This is a genomic window from Yeosuana sp. (assembly GCF_057126245.1).
In genome coordinates this window covers 1-23,825 of sequence record NZ_DBNGMQ010000037.1, presented here as the reverse complement: position 1 = coordinate 23,825, position 23,825 = coordinate 1, and the positions used below count along the sequence as shown (strand labels likewise).

At 30.6% G+C, this 23,825-nt stretch carries 18 protein-coding genes, 1 other RNA gene and 2 pseudogenes; 7 read left to right on the top strand and 14 right to left on the bottom strand.

What is annotated here, in order from left to right; genetic code table 11:
- Positions 1-24 precede the first annotated feature (24 nt).
- Positions 25-516 carry a YkgJ family cysteine cluster protein gene (locus AC15TD_RS03920; protein ID WP_484450831.1) on the bottom strand — a complete coding sequence of 164 codons (492 nt, stop codon included), beginning with the start codon at positions 514-516 and terminating at the stop codon, positions 25-27.
- Between the two features lie 116 nt (positions 517-632).
- Here AC15TD_RS03920 and AC15TD_RS03915 point away from each other — a divergent pair, with 116 nt between their 5' ends.
- Complete coding sequence (locus tag AC15TD_RS03915; protein ID WP_484450830.1) at positions 633-1,328, top strand: class I SAM-dependent methyltransferase; 696 nt, start codon at positions 633-635, stop codon at positions 1,326-1,328.
- On the opposite strand, the gene AC15TD_RS03910 is transcribed toward AC15TD_RS03915, so the two are convergent.
- The 3 genes from AC15TD_RS03910 to AC15TD_RS03900 form a co-directional block, all read right to left on the bottom strand.
- Positions 1,322-2,962: an amidohydrolase gene (locus tag AC15TD_RS03910; protein ID WP_484450829.1), complete on the bottom strand. Its 1,641-nt coding sequence runs from the start codon at positions 2,960-2,962 to the stop codon at positions 1,322-1,324. The genes AC15TD_RS03915 and AC15TD_RS03910 overlap by 7 nt on opposite strands.
- An 80-nt stretch (positions 2,963-3,042) precedes the next feature.
- A complete protein-coding gene (locus AC15TD_RS03905; RefSeq protein WP_484450828.1) occupies positions 3,043-4,764 on the bottom strand; it encodes a TonB-dependent receptor in 1,722 nt (573 codons plus the stop codon).
- A 36-nt stretch (positions 4,765-4,800) separates the two neighbouring features.
- On the bottom strand, positions 4,801-7,839 hold the full coding sequence (locus AC15TD_RS03900; protein ID WP_484450827.1) for a tetratricopeptide repeat protein: 3,039 nt from the start codon (positions 7,837-7,839) through the stop codon (positions 4,801-4,803).
- A 211-nt stretch (positions 7,840-8,050) separates the two neighbouring features.
- Here AC15TD_RS03900 and AC15TD_RS03895 point away from each other — a divergent pair, with 211 nt between their 5' ends.
- Both AC15TD_RS03895 and AC15TD_RS03890 read left to right on the top strand, forming a co-directional pair.
- Positions 8,051-8,734: a cell division ATP-binding protein FtsE gene (locus AC15TD_RS03895; protein WP_484450826.1), complete on the top strand. Its 684-nt coding sequence runs from the start codon at positions 8,051-8,053 to the stop codon at positions 8,732-8,734.
- 80 nt (positions 8,735-8,814) lie between these two features.
- Positions 8,815-9,729, top strand: coding sequence for a glycosyltransferase family 2 protein (locus AC15TD_RS03890; protein ID WP_484450825.1), 915 nt, complete (start codon positions 8,815-8,817; stop codon positions 9,727-9,729).
- On the opposite strand, the gene AC15TD_RS03885 is transcribed toward AC15TD_RS03890, so the two are convergent.
- From AC15TD_RS03885 to typA, 6 genes are all read right to left on the bottom strand, one after another.
- Positions 9,693-10,772, bottom strand: coding sequence for a glycosyltransferase (locus AC15TD_RS03885; RefSeq protein ID WP_484450824.1), 1,080 nt, complete (start codon positions 10,770-10,772; stop codon positions 9,693-9,695). The genes AC15TD_RS03890 and AC15TD_RS03885 overlap by 37 nt on opposite strands.
- Complete coding sequence (locus AC15TD_RS03880; protein ID WP_484450823.1) at positions 10,765-11,925, bottom strand: phosphoethanolamine transferase; 1,161 nt, start codon at positions 11,923-11,925, stop codon at positions 10,765-10,767. Before AC15TD_RS03880 ends, AC15TD_RS03885 begins: the two co-directional genes overlap by 8 nt.
- Before the next feature lie 373 nt (positions 11,926-12,298).
- Entirely contained in the window at positions 12,299-13,582 is a 1,284-nt protein-coding gene (locus tag AC15TD_RS03875) for an oligosaccharide flippase family protein (protein WP_484450822.1), read from the bottom strand.
- A gap of 18 nt (positions 13,583-13,600) precedes the next feature.
- Positions 13,601-14,911 carry an O-antigen translocase gene (locus tag AC15TD_RS03870; protein ID WP_484450821.1) on the bottom strand — a complete coding sequence of 437 codons (1,311 nt, stop codon included), beginning with the start codon at positions 14,909-14,911 and terminating at the stop codon, positions 13,601-13,603.
- Positions 14,912-15,100: 189 nt separating this feature from the next.
- Complete coding sequence (locus tag AC15TD_RS03865) at positions 15,101-15,340, bottom strand: uroporphyrinogen decarboxylase (RefSeq protein WP_484450820.1); 240 nt, start codon at positions 15,338-15,340, stop codon at positions 15,101-15,103.
- A 72-nt stretch (positions 15,341-15,412) separates the two neighbouring features.
- Entirely contained in the window at positions 15,413-17,212 is a 1,800-nt protein-coding gene (gene typA / locus AC15TD_RS03860; RefSeq protein ID WP_484450819.1) for a translational GTPase TypA, read from the bottom strand.
- 409 nt (positions 17,213-17,621) lie between these two features.
- Here typA and kdsA point away from each other — a divergent pair, with 409 nt between their 5' ends.
- Both kdsA and AC15TD_RS03850 read left to right on the top strand, forming a co-directional pair.
- On the top strand, positions 17,622-18,440 hold the full coding sequence (gene kdsA / locus AC15TD_RS03855; RefSeq protein WP_484450818.1) for a 3-deoxy-8-phosphooctulonate synthase: 819 nt from the start codon (positions 17,622-17,624) through the stop codon (positions 18,438-18,440).
- 126 nt (positions 18,441-18,566) lie between these two features.
- Positions 18,567-19,323: pseudogene (locus AC15TD_RS03850) on the top strand (hypothetical protein); the annotation flags it as partial.
- A gap of 293 nt (positions 19,324-19,616) precedes the next feature.
- On the opposite strand, the gene AC15TD_RS03845 reads toward AC15TD_RS03850, so the two are convergent.
- The 3 genes from AC15TD_RS03845 to AC15TD_RS03835 form a co-directional block, all read right to left on the bottom strand.
- A complete protein-coding gene (locus tag AC15TD_RS03845) occupies positions 19,617-20,363 on the bottom strand; it encodes a slipin family protein (RefSeq protein WP_484450817.1) in 747 nt (248 codons plus the stop codon).
- 144 nt (positions 20,364-20,507) lie between these two features.
- Positions 20,508-21,287, bottom strand: a complete 780-nt coding sequence (locus tag AC15TD_RS03840) for an SDR family NAD(P)-dependent oxidoreductase (RefSeq protein WP_484450816.1) — start codon at positions 21,285-21,287, stop codon at positions 20,508-20,510.
- 39 nt (positions 21,288-21,326) lie between these two features.
- On the bottom strand, positions 21,327-22,517 hold the full coding sequence (locus AC15TD_RS03835) for an NAD(P)-dependent oxidoreductase (protein ID WP_484450850.1): 1,191 nt from the start codon (positions 22,515-22,517) through the stop codon (positions 21,327-21,329).
- Here AC15TD_RS03835 and AC15TD_RS03830 point away from each other — a divergent pair.
- Together AC15TD_RS03830 and ssrA are read left to right on the top strand one after the other, a co-directional pair.
- Positions 22,491-22,553, top strand: coding sequence for a hypothetical protein (locus AC15TD_RS03830; RefSeq protein WP_484450849.1), 63 nt, complete (start codon positions 22,491-22,493; stop codon positions 22,551-22,553). The two genes, AC15TD_RS03835 and AC15TD_RS03830, sit on opposite strands and share 27 nt — an antisense overlap.
- 208 nt (positions 22,554-22,761) lie before the next feature.
- Positions 22,762-23,157, top strand: a transfer-messenger RNA (tmRNA) gene (gene ssrA / locus AC15TD_RS03825).
- A 281-nt stretch (positions 23,158-23,438) separates the two neighbouring features.
- Here the strand turns inward: ssrA and AC15TD_RS03820 are convergent.
- Positions 23,439-23,825: pseudogene (locus AC15TD_RS03820) on the bottom strand (hypothetical protein); the annotation flags it as partial.

Sequence of the window (23,825 nt, the reverse complement as noted above, 5' to 3'; positions counted from 1 at the left end):
ATATATTAAAAATATAAAAAGTTATTACTTAATTCGCTTTTTCATCTCTTCAACAATATTGAAAGCTGCCGGACAAATAGCTACATTTTTTAACGTAAGATTCGCTATTTGTTGAAACTTCTTCCTATCGGTATGAGGAAACTCACTACAGGCTTTTGGTCGTACATCATATATAGAACAATTATTATCAGCTCCCAAAAAAGTACAAGGCACACTTTGAAGCACATAATCGTTTTCCTCATCAACCCTTAAATATTGATTTATAAACTTTTGTGGTTTTAATCTAAAATGTTTTGAAATACGCTCAATATCCTTATCTGTAAATAGCGGACCAGTCGTTTTGCAACAATTAGCGCATTGCAAACAATCTGTTTTTTTAAATTCCTCATCATGTAACTCCTGCATGACATAATCTAAATTTTTAGGTGGTTTCTTTTTTAGCTTAACGAAGAAATTTTTGTTTTCGTTATGCTTATCTTTGGCCAACTTTGGAAGATTATGTATAAAGTCTTGCATGACGTAAAAGTACTGTTTTCGTGCTTACTAATGAAAAATGACTAAAGTAATCTTTAAAATTGAAACTCTAAGTTAGCAGATTGTATCAGACTTAAAAGTCTCGCAAAAACATAAACATGAAAGATCTTTTTGGAAAAGCATTAATTGATTACCAAAACGGAAACTATACAGAGGATATTATTACATCAACCAATATTTCTGATGATGATATTTTACCTGTATCGTATCTTTTTAGAGGTTTTAAAGACATGCCAAGACTAGAACAAAAAGCACTTAATTTAGCAAAAGGCAAGGTATTAGATGTTGGTTGCGGCTCCGGAAGTCATAGTTTATATCTTCAAAAAAAATGCTTTGAAATTAAAGCCATAGATATTTCTAAAGGAGCCATTGAAGTATCCAAACTAAGAGGGATCAAACAAACCGAATTAGTAAATCTTTTGGACGAAACAGATATATTCGACACCATTTTGTTACTTATGAATGGTACAGGAATTTTTCAGGAGTTATCGCAGGTATCAAAATATTTAATCCATTTAAAATCGCTATTAAAGCCTAAGGGACAAATTCTAATAGATTCATCTGACATCAAATATATGTATGAGGATGATGATGGTGGCATCTGGATTGACACCAACGCCAACTATTATGGAGAACTCGATTACTTTTTAAGCTATAAAGGCGAAAAAGAAGTGCCTATGAAATGGTTATACCTCGATTTTGAAACCTTAAAAAGCGCTTGTAAAACCATCGGTTTGCAATGTGAACTTGTTTTAGAAGGTGAGCATTTCGATTATCTAGCAAAGCTTTATTGATTGTAAATCGTTTTACCATCAATAAACGTACTAACCACTTTTGTTTTAGGAATGTCTTCTAAAGGAACTTGCATAATATCTTTATCTAAAATGATAAAATCGGCAAATTTCCCAACTTCAATACTCCCTTTTTCGTCTTCTTCAAAATTTGAAAAAGCCGCCCAAATGGTCATTCCTTTCAATGTTTCTTCTCTACTTAACGCGTTTTCCATTTGAAACCCGTTCTCAGGATATTGCTCTAGATCTTGTCTGGCTACAGCAGCATAAAAAGTTAAAAATGGACTTACTTGTTCAACCGGGAAATCGGTTCCTAGAGCTACTTTTCCATAATGATTTAATAAATCTTTATTGGCATAAGCACCTTTAATACGCTCACTTCCTACTCTATCTTCCGCCCAATACATATCGCTGGTAGCGTGCGTTGGTTGAACAGAAGGGATAATATTATCAAACAATTCGAAATCTCCTGGCGATATAACTTGAGCATGTTCAATACGCCAGCGTCTATCCTTTTTTCCTTGCAAGACATCTTTATATATATTTAAAACAGCATGGTTAGCGGAATCTCCAATAGCATGGGTATTCATTTGAAATTCTGAATTTGCAATACGTTTTGCTCCAGACTCAATTTCATTTAGTGACATAACAGGCAATCCTAAAGTGTTTTTTTTGTCGCTGTAAGGTTTTCTTAGCAGTGCTCCTCTTGATCCTAATGCGCCATCAGCATAAAATTTAAAAGAACTTACATTTAGATTATCCGTTTTATAAATACCTTCTTTTAAATAATGCTTTAAATTGATCTCTGTTCCCGGTACCATCATGTATAACCTAACACTTAAATCTCCAGAATTTTGTAAACTATCTATTAAATTAATTGTTTGTATCCATGGAGTTGTAAACATATCTGGGCCCGCATCAGACAAAGAAGTTAGTCCATAACTTAAACATATACTTTGCGCTTTTAACAAAGCTTTAGTTATATCTTCTTTTGACGCCTTCGGCCAATTATTCATAACTAACTGTTCGGCATTATCAATTAATATGCCTGTTAATTCATTGTTTTTTATTTCAACATAACCACCTTCAATTTTAGAATCTAAAGTAACGTCGCCTAAATCTAAAGCGGCTTGATTACATAACGAAGCGTGACCATCAATACGAGTTAATGCTATTGGTATATGGGGAAACAATGTATCTAATAAAGCGTTCGTTGGCAATTCTTTATCTATCCAATCATTTTGATCCCAACCTCTACCCCTAATGTGTTTTGGTTTGTAGGTGTTCGAAAATTCAATTATTCGTTCTACAACTTCCTCAAAACTTTTGGTTCCAACTAAGTTAACCTGCTGTTGTAATTCTCCTAAAGTTAAAAAATGACAATGGGCATCAATAAATCCAGGGACAATAGTTTGTCCTTTAGCATCAATAATAGTTTCTGAAAAATATTTTTCTTGAATATATTTAGTGCTCCCCACTTCAATAAATTTACCATCTTTAATAGCAAAGGCTTCTTCCTTATCAAATCCAGAATTAACAGTATAGACATTCGCATTTATAATAACAGAATCTACTTGTGTTTTTTGTTGACAAGAAACTATTGAAATAAGGGTTGCTATTAACAGGTACTTTTTCATTTTATTTATTTTAGAATCGCCTAAAAATACAAAAAGCGTTCAAAATAGAACGCTTTATTTTTTTATTCAAAAATATTTGTTTAAAAATCAAATTTATAAGTTGCTCCTGCTAAAAACTGAATACTTTGTACCGGAAAGTTTTGCCATTTTTGATAGCCTTGATTTCCTAAATTATTACCTTTTGCAAATATTGAAAGTTGGTCATTCACATGATATCCTAAATGCACATTCGCATCAAAATAACTATCTAGTGTTACCGTAAAAGGCGTCGAAGGAATTAACGGATCATTCAAGAAAAATTGGTCTTTACGTTCTCCAACATAAAACAAATTAGCACCAGCAAACCAATGCTCGTCTATTTGATAATCTAAAAACAGTGACCCTTTAATATCTGGTAAATTCCACGCTTCCACCTGACCATCAGTTGAATAACTAAAATATTCAGCTTTAATGCCTAATTTAAAATTTCGATTAACATCTACATTTATTTCTCCTGCAAAACTAAAAGTATCAACATCATCATACACCAATCCAAAAGAATTTCCATAAGAGTAGTTTTGAGATGATGCTATAATATCATTATTTATAAAAAGTGCTTTATTTCTATCGGATACATAACGTCCACTAATATTATAACTCATATTACTAGAGACTTTTCCTTTTAAACCAATATATGCATTATACAACTCATCTGTTGGCATAACAAATAAGGTTGGTGATACAAACGGATTTTCTGAAGCAAAATCATAATAGGAATTTTGAATGAGTCCACCTTCAATGCCTCCATATGCAATTAAAATATCGTTAACCAATCTATAGGAAGCGGTTACATTTGGGTATATATACAAATTACTATCATTTGCTTCAGTATCATTTAAATAAAAGACTGAAATACCCAAATTAACAGTCAAATCATCTTGTTTTAATTGATACTTAGGAGTTATCCCTATTTGAAAATTACCGTATTTCAACGCTTCATCAGTAACATAATTTCTATCAAACGTGCCTCCTAAATAATCAAAAACAATATCTGTCGAAATTTCTTCTCTGTTAATAGGAATATCAATAGTCGATTTTAACACAAACCTATTTTCACCAGAACCTTGATCGTCACCAAAACGTCTGAATAAGAAACTTCCTGAATTAATATACGTGTTTTCAAATGTGACATCACTTCCAAAATGAGCATTATAAAATGAATGTCCTCCTTTCACATTATTAGCTGCAGCATCAATAACCATAGCTACAGGTAAACCATACCAATTATAAAGTTGATTTTGAAAACCAGCCTCTACATTCCATGCTAAATCTCTTAATCTTGTAGTATAGTTTACATTAATTTCTGAATCTGAAAAATTATCACCTAGCAGCAACCCTTCAATTCCTCCTTGTGATGAATGATGACTGATATAACCACCAACACTTTCTGTTCTGCTGATAGCATGATTTAAATAGACTTCACCTAAAATAGTTGTATAAGTTCCTACGCCTAAGGTTGCATAATTATCATATAATTTCACTGGTTCTGATTTTTCAACCATTGCTGCTTTACCTTTAGCTGGTGTGAATGTAGACGCCACAGGAAATGAAAAAATATTGTACTTAATCTCTTTTTTTGTCGCTGTTTCTTCATCATCAATAGATGGTGTTTCTTTCACCTTAAATGCATCTGAAATGGTTGGGGTATATGGTTTTACAACATTAATAACACCTGTACTAATAGTATCTTTTTCTTGAGAAAATAAAAGGGTACTACTTAAGGTTAAGACTGCTAATACTAATTTATTGATGTGCTTTCGCATAGGTTCCTTTTTGATTAAATAATGATTGACAAACTATTAATCTTCCGTTTTAATTGATGAATTTGTTTTTGCTTCTTCAGTTTTTATGCGCTCTAATTCTGATTTAGCTTCTGAAACGACGTCATCAAATTCCTTAAAGTTTTGAATGACACTTTCTAATATATAGGTAGCTTGAAATGCATCATTGAGCGCGTAAAAGTTTTTTGCCATAAGCACCAATCCTTTTGCACTGTAATACTTATAACCTGAATAGTCTTTAGCTAATTTTTGAACGGTATTGTTGGATGCTTCAAACTTATTGTCTTTATTTTTAAAGTAAGCATTAAAATATAAAGCTTCGGCAGCCGTTTCTCCAGTTGCGACCGTTTCAACTTTTGCGTAATTAGTTTTTGCCTTCCCTTCATCGCCCGTTTTCATAGCCGAACGCGCTGTAATAATATGAGCATCAGCTTCTATTTTATTATCAATTTTTGGATTTTCTAATACCTTTTCTGCATAAGATACGGCCCTATTGTAATCTACAATTTGATAATAGGCTTTCATCAAATTAGATTGTGCAAACACAATATTCTGCGGAAAATTAGCTTCTTCCTCTAGCCTGAGTAAAAGTGGCATTGCGGCACTATACTTCTTGTTTTCTAAATAAAACTGTGACAAACGCAATAAAGCTTCTTCTGAAAATTCATTTTGAGACACTTCCACTACGTATTTATAATGAGGTGCGGCATTGACTGCTAAATCTTTTTTATAATACAATTGTGCTAAATAAAAATGAGCTTGTAATACATGTAACCCATTAGAAAACTGATTGATATATCCATTAAACTGTAAAATGGCCTTATCTGTATTATTATCTAAATATTGTTTTTCTGCTGCTTCATAAGTAGCATTATCTAAATCTGCATCAGTTACCTCAACGTAATCAAGTGTTTTTACCCAAGATGCATATTCATTAACGCGACCTAAATCAATATATATTAAACGTGCTGTTGACACTGCTTGAACAGCTTCTGGGGAATTTGGATAATCTGAAGCCACTTTTTTAAATTTTGATAAAGCTTGTTCATTGTCACTTGAATTATAATATACTAAGCCTTGACGCAACAAGGATTTTGATACGAACGTACTCATTCTATACTCTGTATTTAATCTATTATACATTTGCATCGCTTTGTCCGTTTGATTTACTTTTACGTACGAATTTCCTAATTCGTACATCGCATCATCTCTTAATTTAGATTTCGGATATTCTGAGATAAACTGCTCTAATTCCGATATTTTTTTTGAAGATTTTCCTAAATATCCAGCACTAATCGCCTTTTGAAAAAAGGCATAATCAGAATCAATCTCACTGAGCTTGTTAGCATTATTATATGCGTCGATAGCATTACTATAGTCACTCGTTACAAAATACGCATCACCTAAACGCAAATAGGCATCGTTCAACCTTACCTTATCCTCTTTTTTATTATTGACAAACTGGCCAAAATAACGTGTAGCTTGATTGTAATTTTTAAGTTTGAAATAGGTATACGCCAAATTATAATCTATATTCTCAAATTCTGGTGTAGCTTTAGAAACTGACTGTTGCTCAAACTGTTTAAAACCTATTAAAGCTTCTTCATAATTAGTGACATTATAATCGGTTTCTGCTTTCCAAAATGTAGCTCTAGCGGTATATTTGGCATCTCGTGGTTCTTTTAGGGATTGATTAAAAAGCGTTCCTGCCTGGAGATAATCACCTTCATTATAAAGTTCTATACCTCTATAAAAAGCCACTTTTTGATAAGCTACTTTATTTTCAAAACTTTTTTTGCCATCAAGTAATTTTAAGGCTTCTTTATAATTTTTTGAAGTAATATAGGAATCTATTAAGAGCGTTTCTAGCTCATCCTTATAACCTGAGTTTGGATATTTCTCAAGATAACTTGCCAAGACTTGTGGTGCTGATTGATACGGATTACCTATTTCATAGCTAATTTTAGCATAATTAAGCCATGCATCCTCCTGAATTTTTAAATCATAATCCATTTGAGACGCATTCCTAAAGGCATTTAAAGATTCTTGTTTTTTATCAAGCTTAATATAACTTTCAGCTAAATGATAATAAGCATTTTGAGCGATACTATTGTTACCACTTATTATTTTATTGAATTCTGAAATCGCCTTTTCATAATCACCTTGCTTATAATGCGCATAACCTAATTGATAATAATCCGTATTATTCCATTTTCCTGTTTTATCTCTCTTGCCTTTTTTTCCTTGGTAAGCCTCTAGAAACGGAATCGCTTCAGCATATTGTTCTAAATTAAAATAGCTTTCTCCTATAATTTTAGACAATTCTGAGATTTCTTCATCATCACTTGTTGCGAGTCTATCTTTTGCTAATTCTAATGCCTTTTCAAAATTGCCTAGCTTAAAATTAAGGTCAGCCTGATAATAAGACAATTTTTCTTTGTAACGTTCTTGGTCATTAACTTGTTCAAAATAAGCATTTGCTTCATCATAATCATCGCCTTCATAAGCCATAAAACCGATATAATATTTAGCTTGAGAACCATAGGTTTTAGTATTCTCAACACGAGTTAAATATTTCTTGGCATCTTTATATTGCTTGGAAGCAAAGGCTGAATAACCATTATTAAAGTTGAATTTTTCAATTTCTTTTCTTGATAAGGCCTCTTCATTTACTTTGCTATACCATTTTCTGGCATACGCATATTTTGAATTTTCAAAATAGTAATCTGCCACATCTACAAAAGCCGTATTTCGATTGGGACTTGTTGGATATGCTTTTACAAAGTCTTCAACTAATTTATCTGCATTTTGTTGATTTAGTCTTACGGCACAATTAGCAATGTAATAAGCACAATCAGATTGTAAAACGTCCTCTTTCGCTGTTTTTTGAATGGTAGCGAATAAGGACTGTGATGCTAAATATTGTTGATTATTATATAATGTTAATGCTTTTTGATAATCTGCTAAATCATTTGTAAATATAGCAGATTGTTGTGCCTTTATATGGAAGCTAAAACTTATGGCAACCCAAAGGAAAATTAGATTTTTTAGAGTCATTAAAAATTAAGGTTTTAATTTAGAATCAAAGATAATTTAATCTAAATCTTATAACGTAATAATCGTGCCATAATTATAAACCAAGTTATTAAAATTTAAAAAAAAATATTTTCAAATTCTTTAGAGATAATTTTTACAACCCTTTCTCTTAACTTTTGTCTTTTGAATTTTTAGTAATACATTTACAGTTCTTAAACATCCTTCTATTCATATGTCTAATCCCATTTTACAACTTAAAGATGCGTCTATTTCCCAAGGAGACAGTCTTGTGCTTTCTAACGTTAATGTTGAAATCAACAAAGGAGAATTTGTTTATTTAATAGGAAAAACAGGATCAGGAAAAAGTAGTTTTATGAAAATTCTTTACGGCGATTTAATTCTAACCGAAGGTGAAGGACATATTGTTGGACATAATTTAAAAGGATTAAAAGATAAAGACATTCCCTTTTTAAGACGAAAATTGGGTATTGTTTTTCAAGATTTTAAATTACTTATTGATAGAACTATTAATGAAAATTTGTTGTTTGTTCTGAAAGCTACTGGCTGGAAAGACAAAAAAGACATGAATACTCGCGTTGAAGAAGTCTTAAACAAAGTTGGTATGAAAACTAAAGGCTTTAAATATCCGCATGAACTTTCCGGAGGCGAGCAGCAACGTATTGCTATTGCCAGAGCGCTTCTTAATAACCCAGAACTTATCTTAGCCGATGAACCAACAGGAAACCTTGACCCACAAACCAGTATAGAGGTTATGGAAGTATTACAAGACATTAATAAGAATGGCAACACCATACTAATGGCTACACATGATTATGCACTTTTACTTAAATACCCAAGTAAAACTTTAAAGTGCGATGATAATCAGGTTTTTGAAGTGGTGCAGAGACGTATATAATTATCGAGAAATAGTTTAGTAAAAAAGAAACCTCTTTAATTTTGTAGTTAAATCAACAAATACTATTTATATAAAGAACAATGCCATATTTTTCTATCGTTATACCGCTATATAATAAAGAAGATTTTATTGAAAGTACTATCAAAAGTGTATTAAATCAAAATTTCACTGATTTTGAAGTAATTATAATAAACGATGGAAGCACAGATAATAGTGAAAACATTGTAACATCTTTTAATGATGATAGAATACGAATTTTAAATCAAGAGAACCGTGGCTTATGTGCTTCAAGAAATATAGGAATAAGAACAGCTAAAGGTAAATTTATTGCTTTTTTAGATGCCGATGATTTATGGACAACAGATTTTTTAAATACGATATACAAGTTAATTAACACCAAGAACAAATACCATGTTTTTGCAACAAATGTTAAGTTGTTACATCCCAAGAAAACTCCTAATTTAATTGCTAAAGAATTCAATAGTCGATATCAAACAATAGTATATGATTTTTTTAAACTTTGTGAAAATAATTTTGGATTTAGCTCTTTAGTTCTAAACAATACCGTTTTTAAACAAGTAGGTTATTTTGACGAAAGCATAAATTATGGTGAGGAAGATGATTTTTACATCAGGTGCTTTACGAAGTTTAAAATAGTTTATTATCAAGAACCAAAAACCTACTATAGGACTGGTTTAAAAAATCAATTAACAGCTCCAAACAAAAAATTTAAACGTAAAATCCCTGACTACGAGAAATACCTAAAAAACAGTAATCATAAAGATTTAAAAAGATTTATAGATTTTGTTCATTACAAACTAGTAGTTTTGTTTAAAATGGAAAAGAATTATACGTTAGTAAAAATTTACAAACAGAAAATTAACGTTTCAAATTTAACAAGCGTTCAAAAAATAAAATATTACTTACCTACTCATTTATTCTATTTGACTAAACGTATTTACACTTGGTTTTCCAGAAGTATAAGCCATTTATGAATAATTTTTTCTTCAGAAAACTTTTCCAAACCAATATGTACATTCTTTTTTATTTTATTATAAAAAGAATCATCAGTCATAAGTTTGTTTAGTGCCATTGTTAGCTTCTCTTCATTCTGGTTTTCAACTAACAAGCCATTTATCTCATTTATTATAATTTCATTCGGTCCGCTTTTGCAATTAAAGGCAATTATTGGTGTTTTTAATGACAAGGCTTCCAATAGTACCATTGGAAACCCCTCAACTTTACTAGTTAAAACTAAAGCCTTAGCGCTATGTATTAAACTATAAGGTTTTTTTCTGAAAGGTAATAATTCAATAAAATTTTCTAGATTTAACCTAGAAATTAAAGTTTTCAGATATTGTTTTTCTGGTCCATCACCCAAAATAATAAGTTTTATACCTCTTTCACTCAATTCTGAGGCTTGATAACTCCTTACTAATTTATCAAATTGCTTTACTTTTGTTAATCTACCAACCGCTATAATGTATTTTTCACTCAAAACTTGATTTTCCTCAAACATTTCTGATAATCCACTAAATTTCAGGTAATTATAAATCGTTTTACTTTTTAATTTCAACTTTTCGTTCAAATGGTTATTAATTTCGTTACATACAGAAACAAATGTACTGTCTTTAACGTGAGGTAAACGCGAGAAAAAAGGCCAATTTAAATATGAAAAATAATAGGACAAATTGTAATTATGTATGCAATATATAACTCTACTATTTCGGAATACATATTTCGAAAAAAAAAGTTCCTTAAAAAATATATTTCTAATTCTATGATCAATAACTACATCAAAATTTTGTTTTTTAAAATATCTGTTAAACTCTACAAAGGCTCTTAACTTATTATATTTTGTTTTTATTTTCCCAAAATTAAAGAGTTCTCCTTCAAAGGAATATATAACATCATCTTGCATAGATACTACAAAAATCAAATAGCCCTTTTTTGATAAAGATATAGACATATTAGCAGCAACTTTTTCGGCACCACCAGAACTAAGGCTATCAACAAGAATACATATTTTTTTACTCATGCCTTTCTAAAAAATAGGAATCGTAATCAATATTATCAAGAACTTTCCTTTGTCGGTCTTTAAATGTTTTGGTAAAAATACTTTTATTAACATCCATATCTTTATACATTACACCAAATAAATGCCCTATACTCTCATAGGTATGGTCAGCCATAAACATTCTATTGGGTTTATATTCAAAATCATTAGGCAGTTCAAAATCGTTAGAAATCCAAACAAAATAAGGAATTTCGAACATACTTTTTCTTAATACATCTTCAGAACGACCAAAAAATTCGGTATTATCATAAACATTTTCACCGTGGTCAGATAGATATAAAAGTGCAGATTTTTTATTTTGTTTTTGTAGTTCTTTGATAAATGAATAAACTATAAAATCATTATATAAAATTGCATTATCATAATAATTTATAATCTTTTCTTTTTTAGAAGCATTTGTAGTGCTTAAAAATTTATTATAAGAAGGCGGATACCTTTTATTATAATCGAAATGTGTACCAATAATCCTGATAAAGATAACCTTTTTACCAGGTTCATTAAGGATTCGTAAATAATCAGGAAAAATAACTTCATCCAAAACAGTCGTATGCTTATCTATCTTATGATTATAAAATTTAAATTCAATAGAATTAGATGCAATTTTACTTATCGCATTATCATGATAGCTAATTGCACGTTGATTTGATAACCAATATGTTTTATAACCAACTTTATTGAAAATTTCTACAAGATTGTAAGCTACTTTATTCTTATTACTATTATCTAAAGAGGTCAACAGCTTTGGAACTGCTCTAAGCGTAAAAATATCAGATGAAATCACATTATTATATATAAATAAGCTATCCTTAATAGAATTTAAAAGCGGAGTTGTTTCTCGTTTATAACCGTAAATCTGCATGTGCTGACTTGTAGTTGATTCTCCTAATATCACAACCAAAATTTCATTATTGGCTGTTATTTTGATCTTATCTTTTGAAATATCAGAATTAAACTTTACACTATTTTGTAATTCAAAGTAACCAAATGCCCCCCTAACAATGTTATGGTATGCATTACTTTCTATTAAACCCGTACCTTTTAACACGACAATTATCCCAAAAAAAACAAAACTTCCAACAAGAATTTTTTTAGAAGTATTAATTACTAATTTCATTTTTCTAATAACGAAAAACCAAACGATCATTAATATTATAAATACTATTATCGGAATATTTATATAGGAATTTGAAAACTCTGTTAATTCCTGGTGATTAGATTCAATCAACAGAAACATAAATGAAGAAGAAAAATTAGAAGAAACGGCTATATAAGAAGTTGTTTCTAAAACAAAATAGGTTACATATAATAAAAACAAAAAGTCAATAAATATTTGCTTCTTAAATATGTTGCTAAAAAATATTACAATTATTGAAAAACAAAATAAAAGGTCCTCTCTAAAATCTCCATATTCAACATAATAAAGGTCAAGAAATACATACAAGAAAAGATACTTGAAAAGTAACGGAAGTAAAAATATTATAAAAAATTTATATGGATTGGTTTTCACTTTTTAAATACTTATTGCGATTAAAAAAAACAAATAGACATACTGATAATAAATAGAATAATGTGCTTATAATATAAGCATAAAAAACACCATGAAGGTTAAAATATTTTAGTAAATAAATACTAAACACATAAAAGGAGCCATATAGAATCGCATCAGATATGAAATAAGACGCAACCATCCTTTTAGCATGAAATTGATAAGCAAAAGAAAATGCTATAATTTTAAAAAAATCTCCTAACAATTGCAGATAAAAAAATTGTTTAATAATTATAAATTCTTTTGTTAAAAACACTTTTATAATTAACACTCTAAAAAACAGGATCCCCAAAAAAAGCAATATAACAAATGGAATTAAATATTTAAAATAAGACTGCATGATACTAATATAGCCTTTGATAGTATGGTTAGAAGCTAGTAATGGCAAAAGATATAGGGTTAATAATGAAGAAAAAAATATCATATAAAAACTTGATAATTTGTTCATTGCCTCCCATAAACCAGCAGTATTCATGTCCAAATTCATAATAATACTATTCCTTATTAATAAATAACACAAACTTATTAATATCGTTGAATAAATGGCCATAACAATATATGTAGAAATTGACTTTAAAAAGTTAAAGGATATTGCTGTTAGATTGTGCATTGCCGACACAAAAAGTACTCTAATATCCTTAATAAAGACACTGAAAACAAAACTGAAAACAAAAACTAATATACTAGCCATTAAAGCCCCTCTTAAATTATAGTAATAAACTAAAAGAAACGTAACTAAGGCATTAAAAAAATTAGAAACACTTATAACCAAAGTGTAAAGTTTATATTTCTTTAAACCATTAAGAATATAAACAACCAAAAAATTAAGTGAAATTAATGGCAGAAAAACTGACAGATATTTAAATATAAATGCCAACGAAGAATCCTTTAATATAATAAGGCTAAGGTGATTTGAAAAAACAAACAAAAAAAAACCAACTATTATTGATAATAAAACGCTTAAAGAACAAGCGGAAACAATTATTACATTAACCTGCGTATTACGGGTTTTATTTTCAGCAATATATTTAATAACACCACTTTCAAATCCACTTGCAGTTATTCCAAGAACACCTTGTAACGTGTTTTTAAAATTTCCAACTATAGCATACCCAGCCGGACCTAAATATATTGCGCTCACTTTAGAAACAATAAAAGAAGTAAATAGTTTCCCTAAAACTATTATACTGTTATAAGAAAAAACCTTAAATAGTTGAATATTCAAAATGCTTCAAAAATAAATTTATTTTTTGTTACCAAGCTTATCGGTATCCACTCCGAACAGTGAACTGCCAAATATAAGTAAAACAACCCCATAGTACATTAGGTAACTCACAAAGTGTCCTATTACAGCTCCTTTTACACCATAATAATCTACGAGATAAATACTAGTAATATATAACATAATCACCAAGAAAGCTTCTGTCACAATATAATGCCAAAACATTTTTTTTGCTAAAAATTGGTAGGCTATAACAATAGATAAAACTTTAATAAAATCGCCTAACAACTGCCATAAAAATAAATCTTCTACAGGTTGAAACTCATCAGAAAAAATACCTAAAACAATGAATGGTCTTAAAAAATAAATAACGATTAAGCCAACCCCGAAAAGAGGCATAACTGTTTTATAAAAATTAAAAACTTCTCTTCTGAATTCTTTTATGCCATCAATTTCACTAAACCTAGGTAAAATATATAGAGCCATTAATGAACTGACTAGCATTAAATAATATTTTGAAATTCTAGTCATCGCCTCCCAAAAACCAGCATCTTTATAACCAACATTATCTATAATATAATTTCTAATAGCCATTAAAACTAAAGGTAAAATAACGGCTGAAAATAATGCCATCATTGTGTAAGAACTCATTCGCTTTAAAACTCCAAAGCTTATTTCTTTTACTTTTATTAGGGGTATTAAACTTCTTCTATTAATAATTCCAACCAGTGTAATAAGACATATCAACGACTCAGCGATAACAACTGAGATTAAAGCACCTTCAATTTTATTCTGATATATTAATAATAAGGTAATTGAAAGACCTAAAATTTGCCCTATAATATTAATAACGATAAGCATTTTATAGTTGGAAAAGCCATTCATCAATGAAAATGAAAACATATTCAAAGCATAAAAGGGCAAAACCATTGCAAATATTTTTATGACATATGGATAATTATTATAAGAAGGAAAAATGATATCATTAATACTTTCTGCATTAAAATAACAAAACGTAGAAACCAAAATAGTCGCTATAAAACCAACATAAAAAACAGTTGATATGGTTTTACTCAATTTTGCAGCATTGTCTTTAAATTCGGCTACATATTTAACTGTTCCGTTATAAAATCCAAGGATAGAAATGGTTTGAAATGAACTTACAAAGTTTCTTAAATTACCTATAAGGGCTAGACCCTCGGCACCAATAAAAATAGCTATAGCCTTTGAAGTTAAAACTCCCGCAATTATTTTAGTTAATAAAGATGCTGTTTGTAACGATGTTACCTTAACTAAAACATTTTTGTTTATATAGTCTATTAATTTCTTCAATTAATATTTTTTATTGGCTCAATTAAATTCATTTATTTTAATATTCAAAAGAGAATTATAAAATAAAACGCTGTATTATAAGGTTACTGATTTTTTAAGTGAACCAAATATACAAAATGAATTAACGTTTTTTTACAATCTTAAGTATAAGGCGTATCTGATTTCTTAAATAATCGATGAACGTAACGTCTACGTTCTCTTTTTAAGTAAATAAAACAAATTCACACTAAAAATAGCGGCATTAGCAATGATAATTGGTAAACCTATTCTAAGTGAAGCCATTAAAAATCCATAAATTACAAACAAAATACATCCTATCATATTTACAATGCGGAGTTTGGTAACATTCTTCATTGTAAAAGATAATAAAACCATAAAAGATGCTAAATATCCGATATATTCAGTTAATGTGATTCCAAATAATTCCATAATGTTATTTTAAAAAAAAAGAGAAACCCCTAAAAGGATTTCTCTTTAAAATTAATATTATTATTTTAATAATTAGACTACTTTATTTCTCTTTCTATCAACTTCTGTTAAATATATTTTACGCAAACGTAAATGTTTTGGAGTCACCTCAACGTACTCATCTTTCTGAATATATTCTAAGGCTTCTTCTAACGAGAATTTAATGGCTGGTACTATTTTAGCTTTATCATCTGCTCCTGAAGAACGCACATTACTTAACTTTTTTGTTTTGGTAACATTCACAGTCATATCGTCTCCACGAGAATTTTCTCCAATCACTTGTCCTTCATAAATATCTTCACCTGGATCTACAAAAAACCGCCCCCTGTCTTGTAATTTATCAATAGAGTAAGGAATAGCCTGTCCCTTTTCCATAGATACTAAAGACCCATTTTGACGTTCTGGAATACCACCTTTTAATGGTTGGTATTCTTTAAAACGGTGCGCCATTATAGCTTCTCCAGCTGTGGCAGTAAGTAATTGGTTTCTCAAACCTATAATTCCTCGTGATGGTACGATGAACTGACAAACCATACGCTCGCCTTTGGCTTCCATACTTAACATTTCACCTTTTCTTAAGCTCACCATTTCAATCGCTTTTCCAGACACTACTTCAGGTAAATCTATGGTCATTTCTTCAACAGGCTCACATTTTACACCATCAATTTCTTTGATAATTACTTGTGGTTGGCCAATTTGTAACTCATAACCTTCACGTCTCATGGTTTCTATTAAAACGGATAAGTGTAAAACGCCACGGCCATAAACCATGAATTTTTCAGCACTATTGGTCTCTTCAACACGTAGTGCTAAGTTTTTTTCGAGCTCTTTTGTTAATCGCTCTTTAATATGTCTAGATGTCACATATTTGCCATCTTTACCAAAAAAAGGTGAATCATTAATGGTAAATAACATACTCATTGTTGGTTCATCAATGGCAATCGTTTTTAAACCTTCTGGCGTTTCAAAATCGGCTACTGTATCACCTATTTCAAAACCTTCTAGACCAACAATAGCGCAAATATCACCCGTTTGAACTTCATCTACTTTTTTTCTTCCAAGACCTTCAAAAACATGAAGTTCTTTTATTCTATTTTTCACAATAGAGCCATCACGCTTTACTAATGAAATATTTTGCCCTATTTTTAGTTCACCTCTTGTTAAACGCCCTATGGCGATACGACCCGTAAAACTCGAGAAATCTAGGGACGTGATTAGCATTTGAGTATTGCCAACTGGTAATTTTGGTTCTGGAACATGTTCTATAACCATATCTAGTAATGGTTCAATATTTTCAGTTTCATTCTTCCAATCATCACTCATCCAATTATTTTTTGCCGAACCGTATACCGTTGGAAAATCTAACTGCCACTCTTCTGCACCTAATTCAAACATTAAATCAAATACTTTTTCATGTACTTCATCAGGCGTACAGTTTTGCTTATCAACTTTGTTAATTACCACACAAGGTTTTAAACCTAAGTCAATTGCTTTTTGTAATACAAAACGCGTTTGTGGCATAGGTCCTTCAAAGGCATCAACTAATAATAACACACCATCGGCCATATTTAAAACACGTTCAACTTCACCACCAAAATCGGCGTGACCAGGAGTATCAATAATATTGATTTTTGTGTCTTTATAAATTACAGAAACATTTTTAGACGTAATTGTAATTCCTCTTTCACGCTCTAAATCATTATTATCAAGGATTAAATCTCCAGTATTTTCATTATCACGAAACAGATGACAGTGATACATAATTTTATCAACCAACGTTGTTTTACCGTGATCTACGTGTGCAATAATTGCAATGTTTTTTATTTTAGCCATAATAATGCTGCCGTATTTTAAGCGCGCAAAGGTACATTATATTTTGATATTTAATGAATTAAATATCATAATTAAAAATTGAAATAATAAAGTATGCAAAAAGCGTTTCTATTAAAAATATTGTTTTTAATTATTTTCCTCAATATACAAAATACATTCCTTAATTTATACTTTATTAGTGTTATAGGGTATTGGTTTACAAGCATTAACAAAACTGAAGGGTTGATAACGAAACTTATACTTTTGTGTGCTATTCCTTTTTATGGCATATTATTAAACTTAATAAAAGACTTAGCCATATATCGTGGTCTTCTTGTTTTAACAAATTTTCTTATGTCTTTAGGGATAATAAGAAATAGTCTAAAAAAGCCTTTAATTTGATTATCTTTGTCGCTTAAATTTTAGGTTAATGATTCTTAAAGATATTCCAAAAATAAAACATACTAATTCTAATAATTTCTTTTTGTTATGCGGTCCCTGTGCAATTGAAGGCGAAGACATGGCTTTGAGGATAGCCGAAAAAGTAATTACAATTTCTAATAAATTAGAGATTCCTTATATATTTAAAGGAAGTTTTAAAAAAGCAAACCGCAGTAGAATTGATAGTTTTACGGGAATTGGTGATGAAAAAGCTTTAAAAATTTTAGAAAAAGTATCTAACACTTTTGATGTACCTACTGTTACAGATATCCATGAAATATCAGATGCAGAACTTGCTGCTCATTATGTTGATGTCTTGCAAATACCTGCATTTTTAGTTCGTCAAACAGATTTGGTTGTTGCCGCCGCTAAAACAGGAAAAGTAATCAATCTTAAAAAAGGACAATTTATGAGTCCAGAGTCCATGAAGCATGCGGTACAGAAAGTTAAAGACGCGGGCAATAATAAAGCTTGGATAACCGATAGAGGTACTATGTTTGGGTATCAAGATATGATTGTAGATTTTAGAGGTATCCCAACCATGCGTCAATACGCACCAACTATTTTAGATGTTACACATTCGCTACAACAACCCAACCAAAGTACAGGAGTAACTGGTGGGCGACCAGAAATGATTGAGACGATTGCAAGAGCCGGTGTTGTAAACAATGTAGATGGCTTATTTATCGAAACTCATTTTGATCCTGCCAACGCAAAAAGTGACGGAGCCAATATGCTACATCTTGATCACTTAGAAAAATTACTATCTCATTTAGTTATGATTAGAAAAACAATTCAATCGTTTTAATTTAAGAAAGGCATATTTTTTACGCCTAAGGTTATTCTTTATCAAAAATCATAAATGAATAACACGTCATACAGAGTGGCTATAATCTTAATTATTAGCTTAATAAGTTTTGAGATTTTTTCTTAAGAAAATCAAGCTACAAAATATACATCAACAAAAAAAGGAAAATTCTGTATTAGTTTGGGCGGAAACAGGGAAACGCATTCATATCTGATATCACATTTAAAGGTGAGGATTATAATTTCACCATAAATAGATGCTACAGCTCACGATAAACCCAAAGGTTGGCACCTTGATTATATAGACCCCGTTATAATGACCGTTCCATAAACCAATGTTAAAATAAGTTACTTTATTTCTGATAATTATATGATTTTATTAGGAGTAGACCACATGAAATATATAATGAATTAAGGCAAATGGAAAGTCATATTAATCTGCCAACAGATAAAATAGGCTCTATTTATAATGGCACTTACAATAAAGATTTTTTTGGTTAGTGAAGATTGTTTGCAATTTGAGCATACTAACGGACTCAATTACGTCTATTTAGAGTTTGCTCGGGTTGATGATATTTCAACTATTTTTCACATTCAAAACACAGATAAAATACAGGTCAATTTAACCGAAGGTGTTGGTGGCGGTATGTTATACCAAAAAAAATACGACTCTGCTTCAAAAAGATAGATATGACGAATTTCATCTTGCTGGATATGGAGTTTCTTTAAATGCCGGACTTAACCTTACATTTTTCAAACATTTTTTTGTCGAAGCCTACTTAAAAGGTGGTTATATTGACATGCCAGATATTAGAACAACCCGCAATATAACAGAAAGTACTTCACAACATTTTTTCTATTTGCAACGAATGCTTTCCATATGAGGAATTTTTAAGATATAACACTTAAATAAACCATTGGCCTCTTCCCAATATTATAAAAAGGGATATCGTAACTATAACGTTCTTCAACCTATGGAAGTGTCTTTAAAATAACACCTCTTACATAAAGCAAAATAGATTGATAAGGTTCTTTTTGATTTAGAAAATATTGTTTGACTGGTTTCAACACTTAGTTTAATCAAATTTATAAAAAATCATGTTAAAACCATTCTCATGGTAAAAACATATTATGTACTAGACATAAAAAAAAGTATAATTCGACTTTTCTTAATAAATTAATCTTTCTGTGTTTTAGTCTGTCTTGGTAAAACCTCTTCAGGAAACGGAAATAATATGGTAGAGTTCTTTTCAGCTGCAATATTAGATAAGGTTTGGTACAATCTTAATTTAATTGCAGATGGCGATTGATCTATAAGCTTGCCTGCTTCCAACAATTTACCGGCTGCCTGCTCTTCTGCTAATGCTAAAATAATACGAGCTCTTCTTGATCGCTCGGCTTCGGCCTGATTAGCCATCATACGTTTCATGTTCTCAGGCAGTTGGATATCTTTAATCTTAACATCTATAATATCAATGCCCCAATCTTTAGTCTCTACTTCTACAATATTTTTTATATTCTTACCCATTTCTTCTCGCTTAGACAAAATAGTATCCAACTCTACTTTACCACAAACATCTCGCAATGCAGCTTGAGACAACTGAGTAATGGCGAAGTTAAATTCTTCAACTTCTAATATAGCCATTTCCGGATCTATAACTTTAAAAAATACCACGCCATCTATACTACATGGCACGTTATCTTCAGTCATTACTTCCTGAGAAACCACATTTATTGTAATTACCCTTATATCTACGATTTGAATAGTTTCAACTAACGGAATTACCCATCTAAATCCTGGTTGTAATGTATTAACATATTTACCAAATCTAAATTTTAAAGCGCGTTTATATTCAAAAATAATTCTTATTCCTGATACGATAAACAAGATAAGAATACCTGTAATAATGAAAGCTGGATTCATAATATATCTTTTCTAATTAATACTTAATTATTAACCAATAAGATATATATATATTTATTCAAATAAAATGATATTTGTCACATAAGAAAGGAATTATCTTAAAGCACTAGAAAGCCATAAAATGAATAAAAATGAAGTCTAAAACTAAGATCGATTTTTTTCCTGAATATTTCTAACAATTTCTGCGGCCATACTTCTAGATACAAACCTATGTACCGATGATAGAAGTTTATTTATAAATCCAGGTATAGCAACTGTTTTTCCTTTTTGCATAGCTTTATAACCATAAAGCGCCACATCTGAAGGGCTAGCCATATTAAATCTAATCTTATTATTAGATGCAGTTTCTGAAACTACTTTTTGAAATGCTGTTTTAGTAGGCCCAGGACATAATACAGTAACTGTCACACCAGTTCCTTTAAGCTCATTAGCTATAGCCTCTGAAAAAGATAACAAATATGATTTTGATGCATAGTATATAGACATAAGCGGACCAGGTTGAAAAGCCGCTATAGATGATACATTAAGAATTTTGCCAGAGTCTCTTTTTATCATACCATCCAGCAATAGCTTCGTTAAATGCGTACTGGTAATTATATGCACATGAATCATATCTAACTCGCGCAACCATTGCGTGTTATTAAATGATCCAAACAACCCGAAACCAGCGTTATTTACTAAAACATCAACCTCAACACCTTTTATCTCTTTTACTATCTCGTTAGCCACATTAGGTACACTTAAATCTTTTACAAGTATATCTATATTACAATCATGTGTTTTAATAATTTCCACTTTAACGTATTCTAATTTTTCGACATCAATGTCTACTAATATTAAATTATAATTATCATTCGCTAATAATAATGATAATTCATAACCTAATCCAGAGGCAGCTCCAGTTATTAAGGCCGTTTTGGTCATAAATTTAGTTTAGGTTTAGAGACATGCAAAGTTAATACACTATTCTTTTCCATCAACAAAATCCTGCAAATACTTAAAGCGTTCAGTCAAACTTCCGTTTTCAGTTATTTTAGCTCGAGATAAAATACCATCTTTATCATTATTAAAAAATGCTGGAATTACATATTGTAAAAACATCTCACCAAAACCTTCGCTGGCATCTTTAGGGAGTTCACAGGGTAAATTATCTACGGCCATTACAGCTATCGCCTTCTCATTTTTATAATCTATTTCGGTTTCAGATTGCGGGTCGTAACCATAAATAGGGTCAGCAATAGTTGATGCACGAAGTGTTGTTGCCACTGGCCCGTTAACATCACAACTAATATCTGCCACCACTTTAATATTAAAATTTTGAGATTTCACATCATCTCTGGTATATAAATATGGAGCCCCATCGCCATAAAAATGACCAGCAATATAATAATCTGTTACTTTAGCAAAGCGCATAAAGTCTGACACATAATCTTGTGGATTATCAAAGAAATCAAACATATCAATCACATTTCCATCTTTCCGTTTGTTATAATCTAACACATCTATTTTACAATATACAGGTTCATTAAAGATTTCATCTAAATACGCCTCAACAGAAACTTTTTTAATAGACATAGCATCTAACATTTCTTGTGCGCCATTAGAAACTTTACCACTTCCGGTAAGAAGTATTTTAATGTTTGGAAGTTTGATTTTATGTAATTCTGCAATTAAAGCCTCTTGATCTGGTAATGGCCCTGCTTTAGGTAAATTCCATGAATCATATTTTAATCCCCACGCACGAAAACCATTATAAGTACCAACAATACCAGCATAACGACCAAATCCTATTAAACGAAATCCCTTACTATTCACAATCGTTTCGTGGTCGTACAACTCGATTTTTTTTTCTAAAATAGCTCTGAGCAAATCTCTATTATAAGGTTGCTTTTTAATAGTATGTGAAAAGAAAAAATACTTTTTATTAGGAATCAAAGCATCAATAGGAACTTCTTTTACACCAATTAGCACATCACAATCGGATACATTATTAGTAACTTCAAACCCTGCTACTCTATATTGTTCATCAGGAAATACGCGAATGTCTGAAGATTCTACTTTAAAGAAAGCATTAGGGAACTGATCTTTAGCCTCTTGTAGTGCTAAAGGAGAAAAGACGACGCGACGATCTGGGGGATTTTTGCGTTCTTTTATGATGGCAAATTTGATACTCATATAGTAATATTTTAATTATCAATTTTAAATACTGACAATCTATTCTTTGGTATAAATATTGCACTAATGTAAGAGGATTTGAATGGTTATACAAACTTTTTGATACCTTTGCAATCTGCGTTAAGGATAGAGGCATTGTTGAAGCTCTTTTTTGTTTTTCTCAAAAAAAGCGACTACCGAAAGCCTGACCCGATAGGGTAACGCTATTACGATTTAAATTAATGGGGTCGACTGGTTTTGACAGCGAGATTAATTAAACGGTAAGCACGTCGTGTAATGACTTTGAAACACGTAAAAGGCTAGGTCAAAACTTTAAACGGCGAGAATAACTACGCTTTAGCTGCTTAATCTGAATTTTAGTAAGATTAGCCTAGGTACACAAGGTGTACAAGCTTTATGTCTCCGGAAAGCCTTGATTGACGGCGTTCCATTTTGAGGCATCGTAAATGTTAATATAGAAAGTAAAATGCTTTGATTTACTTTTGAAACTAAAGAAGCTAAGTTATAAGTAGGTTGTCTTTAACCAGCTTATAATCGAAAAAACAAGAAAAGAATAAACGTGTAGAAAGCTCTTTGGTTACTTGTTTGGACGAGAGTTCGATTCTCTCCGACTCCACTTTTTAAAAACTCAACTATTTGTTAATCAATTAGTTGAGTTTTATTTTTTATATATTTTCCTGATATTTCCCCAACAATCAAAATAAGAAGTAACAGGGAATCCCTCTTTTTTCGCAAAATAAAAATCCTATCAACTGTATTTCAATTAGTTAGGGTTTTTTGTTTTTATATTTAGACCATTATTAGCCCATATAAATTCGAAAAACTCAAAAACAAAATGTACCTGGGTCTTGTTTAAAAGAGCGCAGCGAAAAAATATCGAACCAAATAATGATAAATAAATTAATATTCATTTTTTATTTCTTCTGCTTTCACCTTATTTTCGAAATCTTTACTGATTTTTACATTTTTAATTTTTAGTGTTTCAACTTGCTTAATATCTAAAACATATTCATCGGGATATAATGGAGGAAAATTTTTAGAATTATTTATGGTGTTATTTGTAAACTCTAAATAGGTTACACCTCTCGCTTTTAATATGGAAGGTTGAAAATTATTAAACACATTGTTTCTAATAATTATCCTTCCAAGCATACGGCCTTTGCCATTAAATCTACCACCTATAGTAATAACAGGTTCGTTTGCTCCTCCATAAGAGCAATCACCAAAAGTATTGCCTTCAATTAGCATATCTTGCGAACCACCAGACTCATACCACCAGGTGTTAAT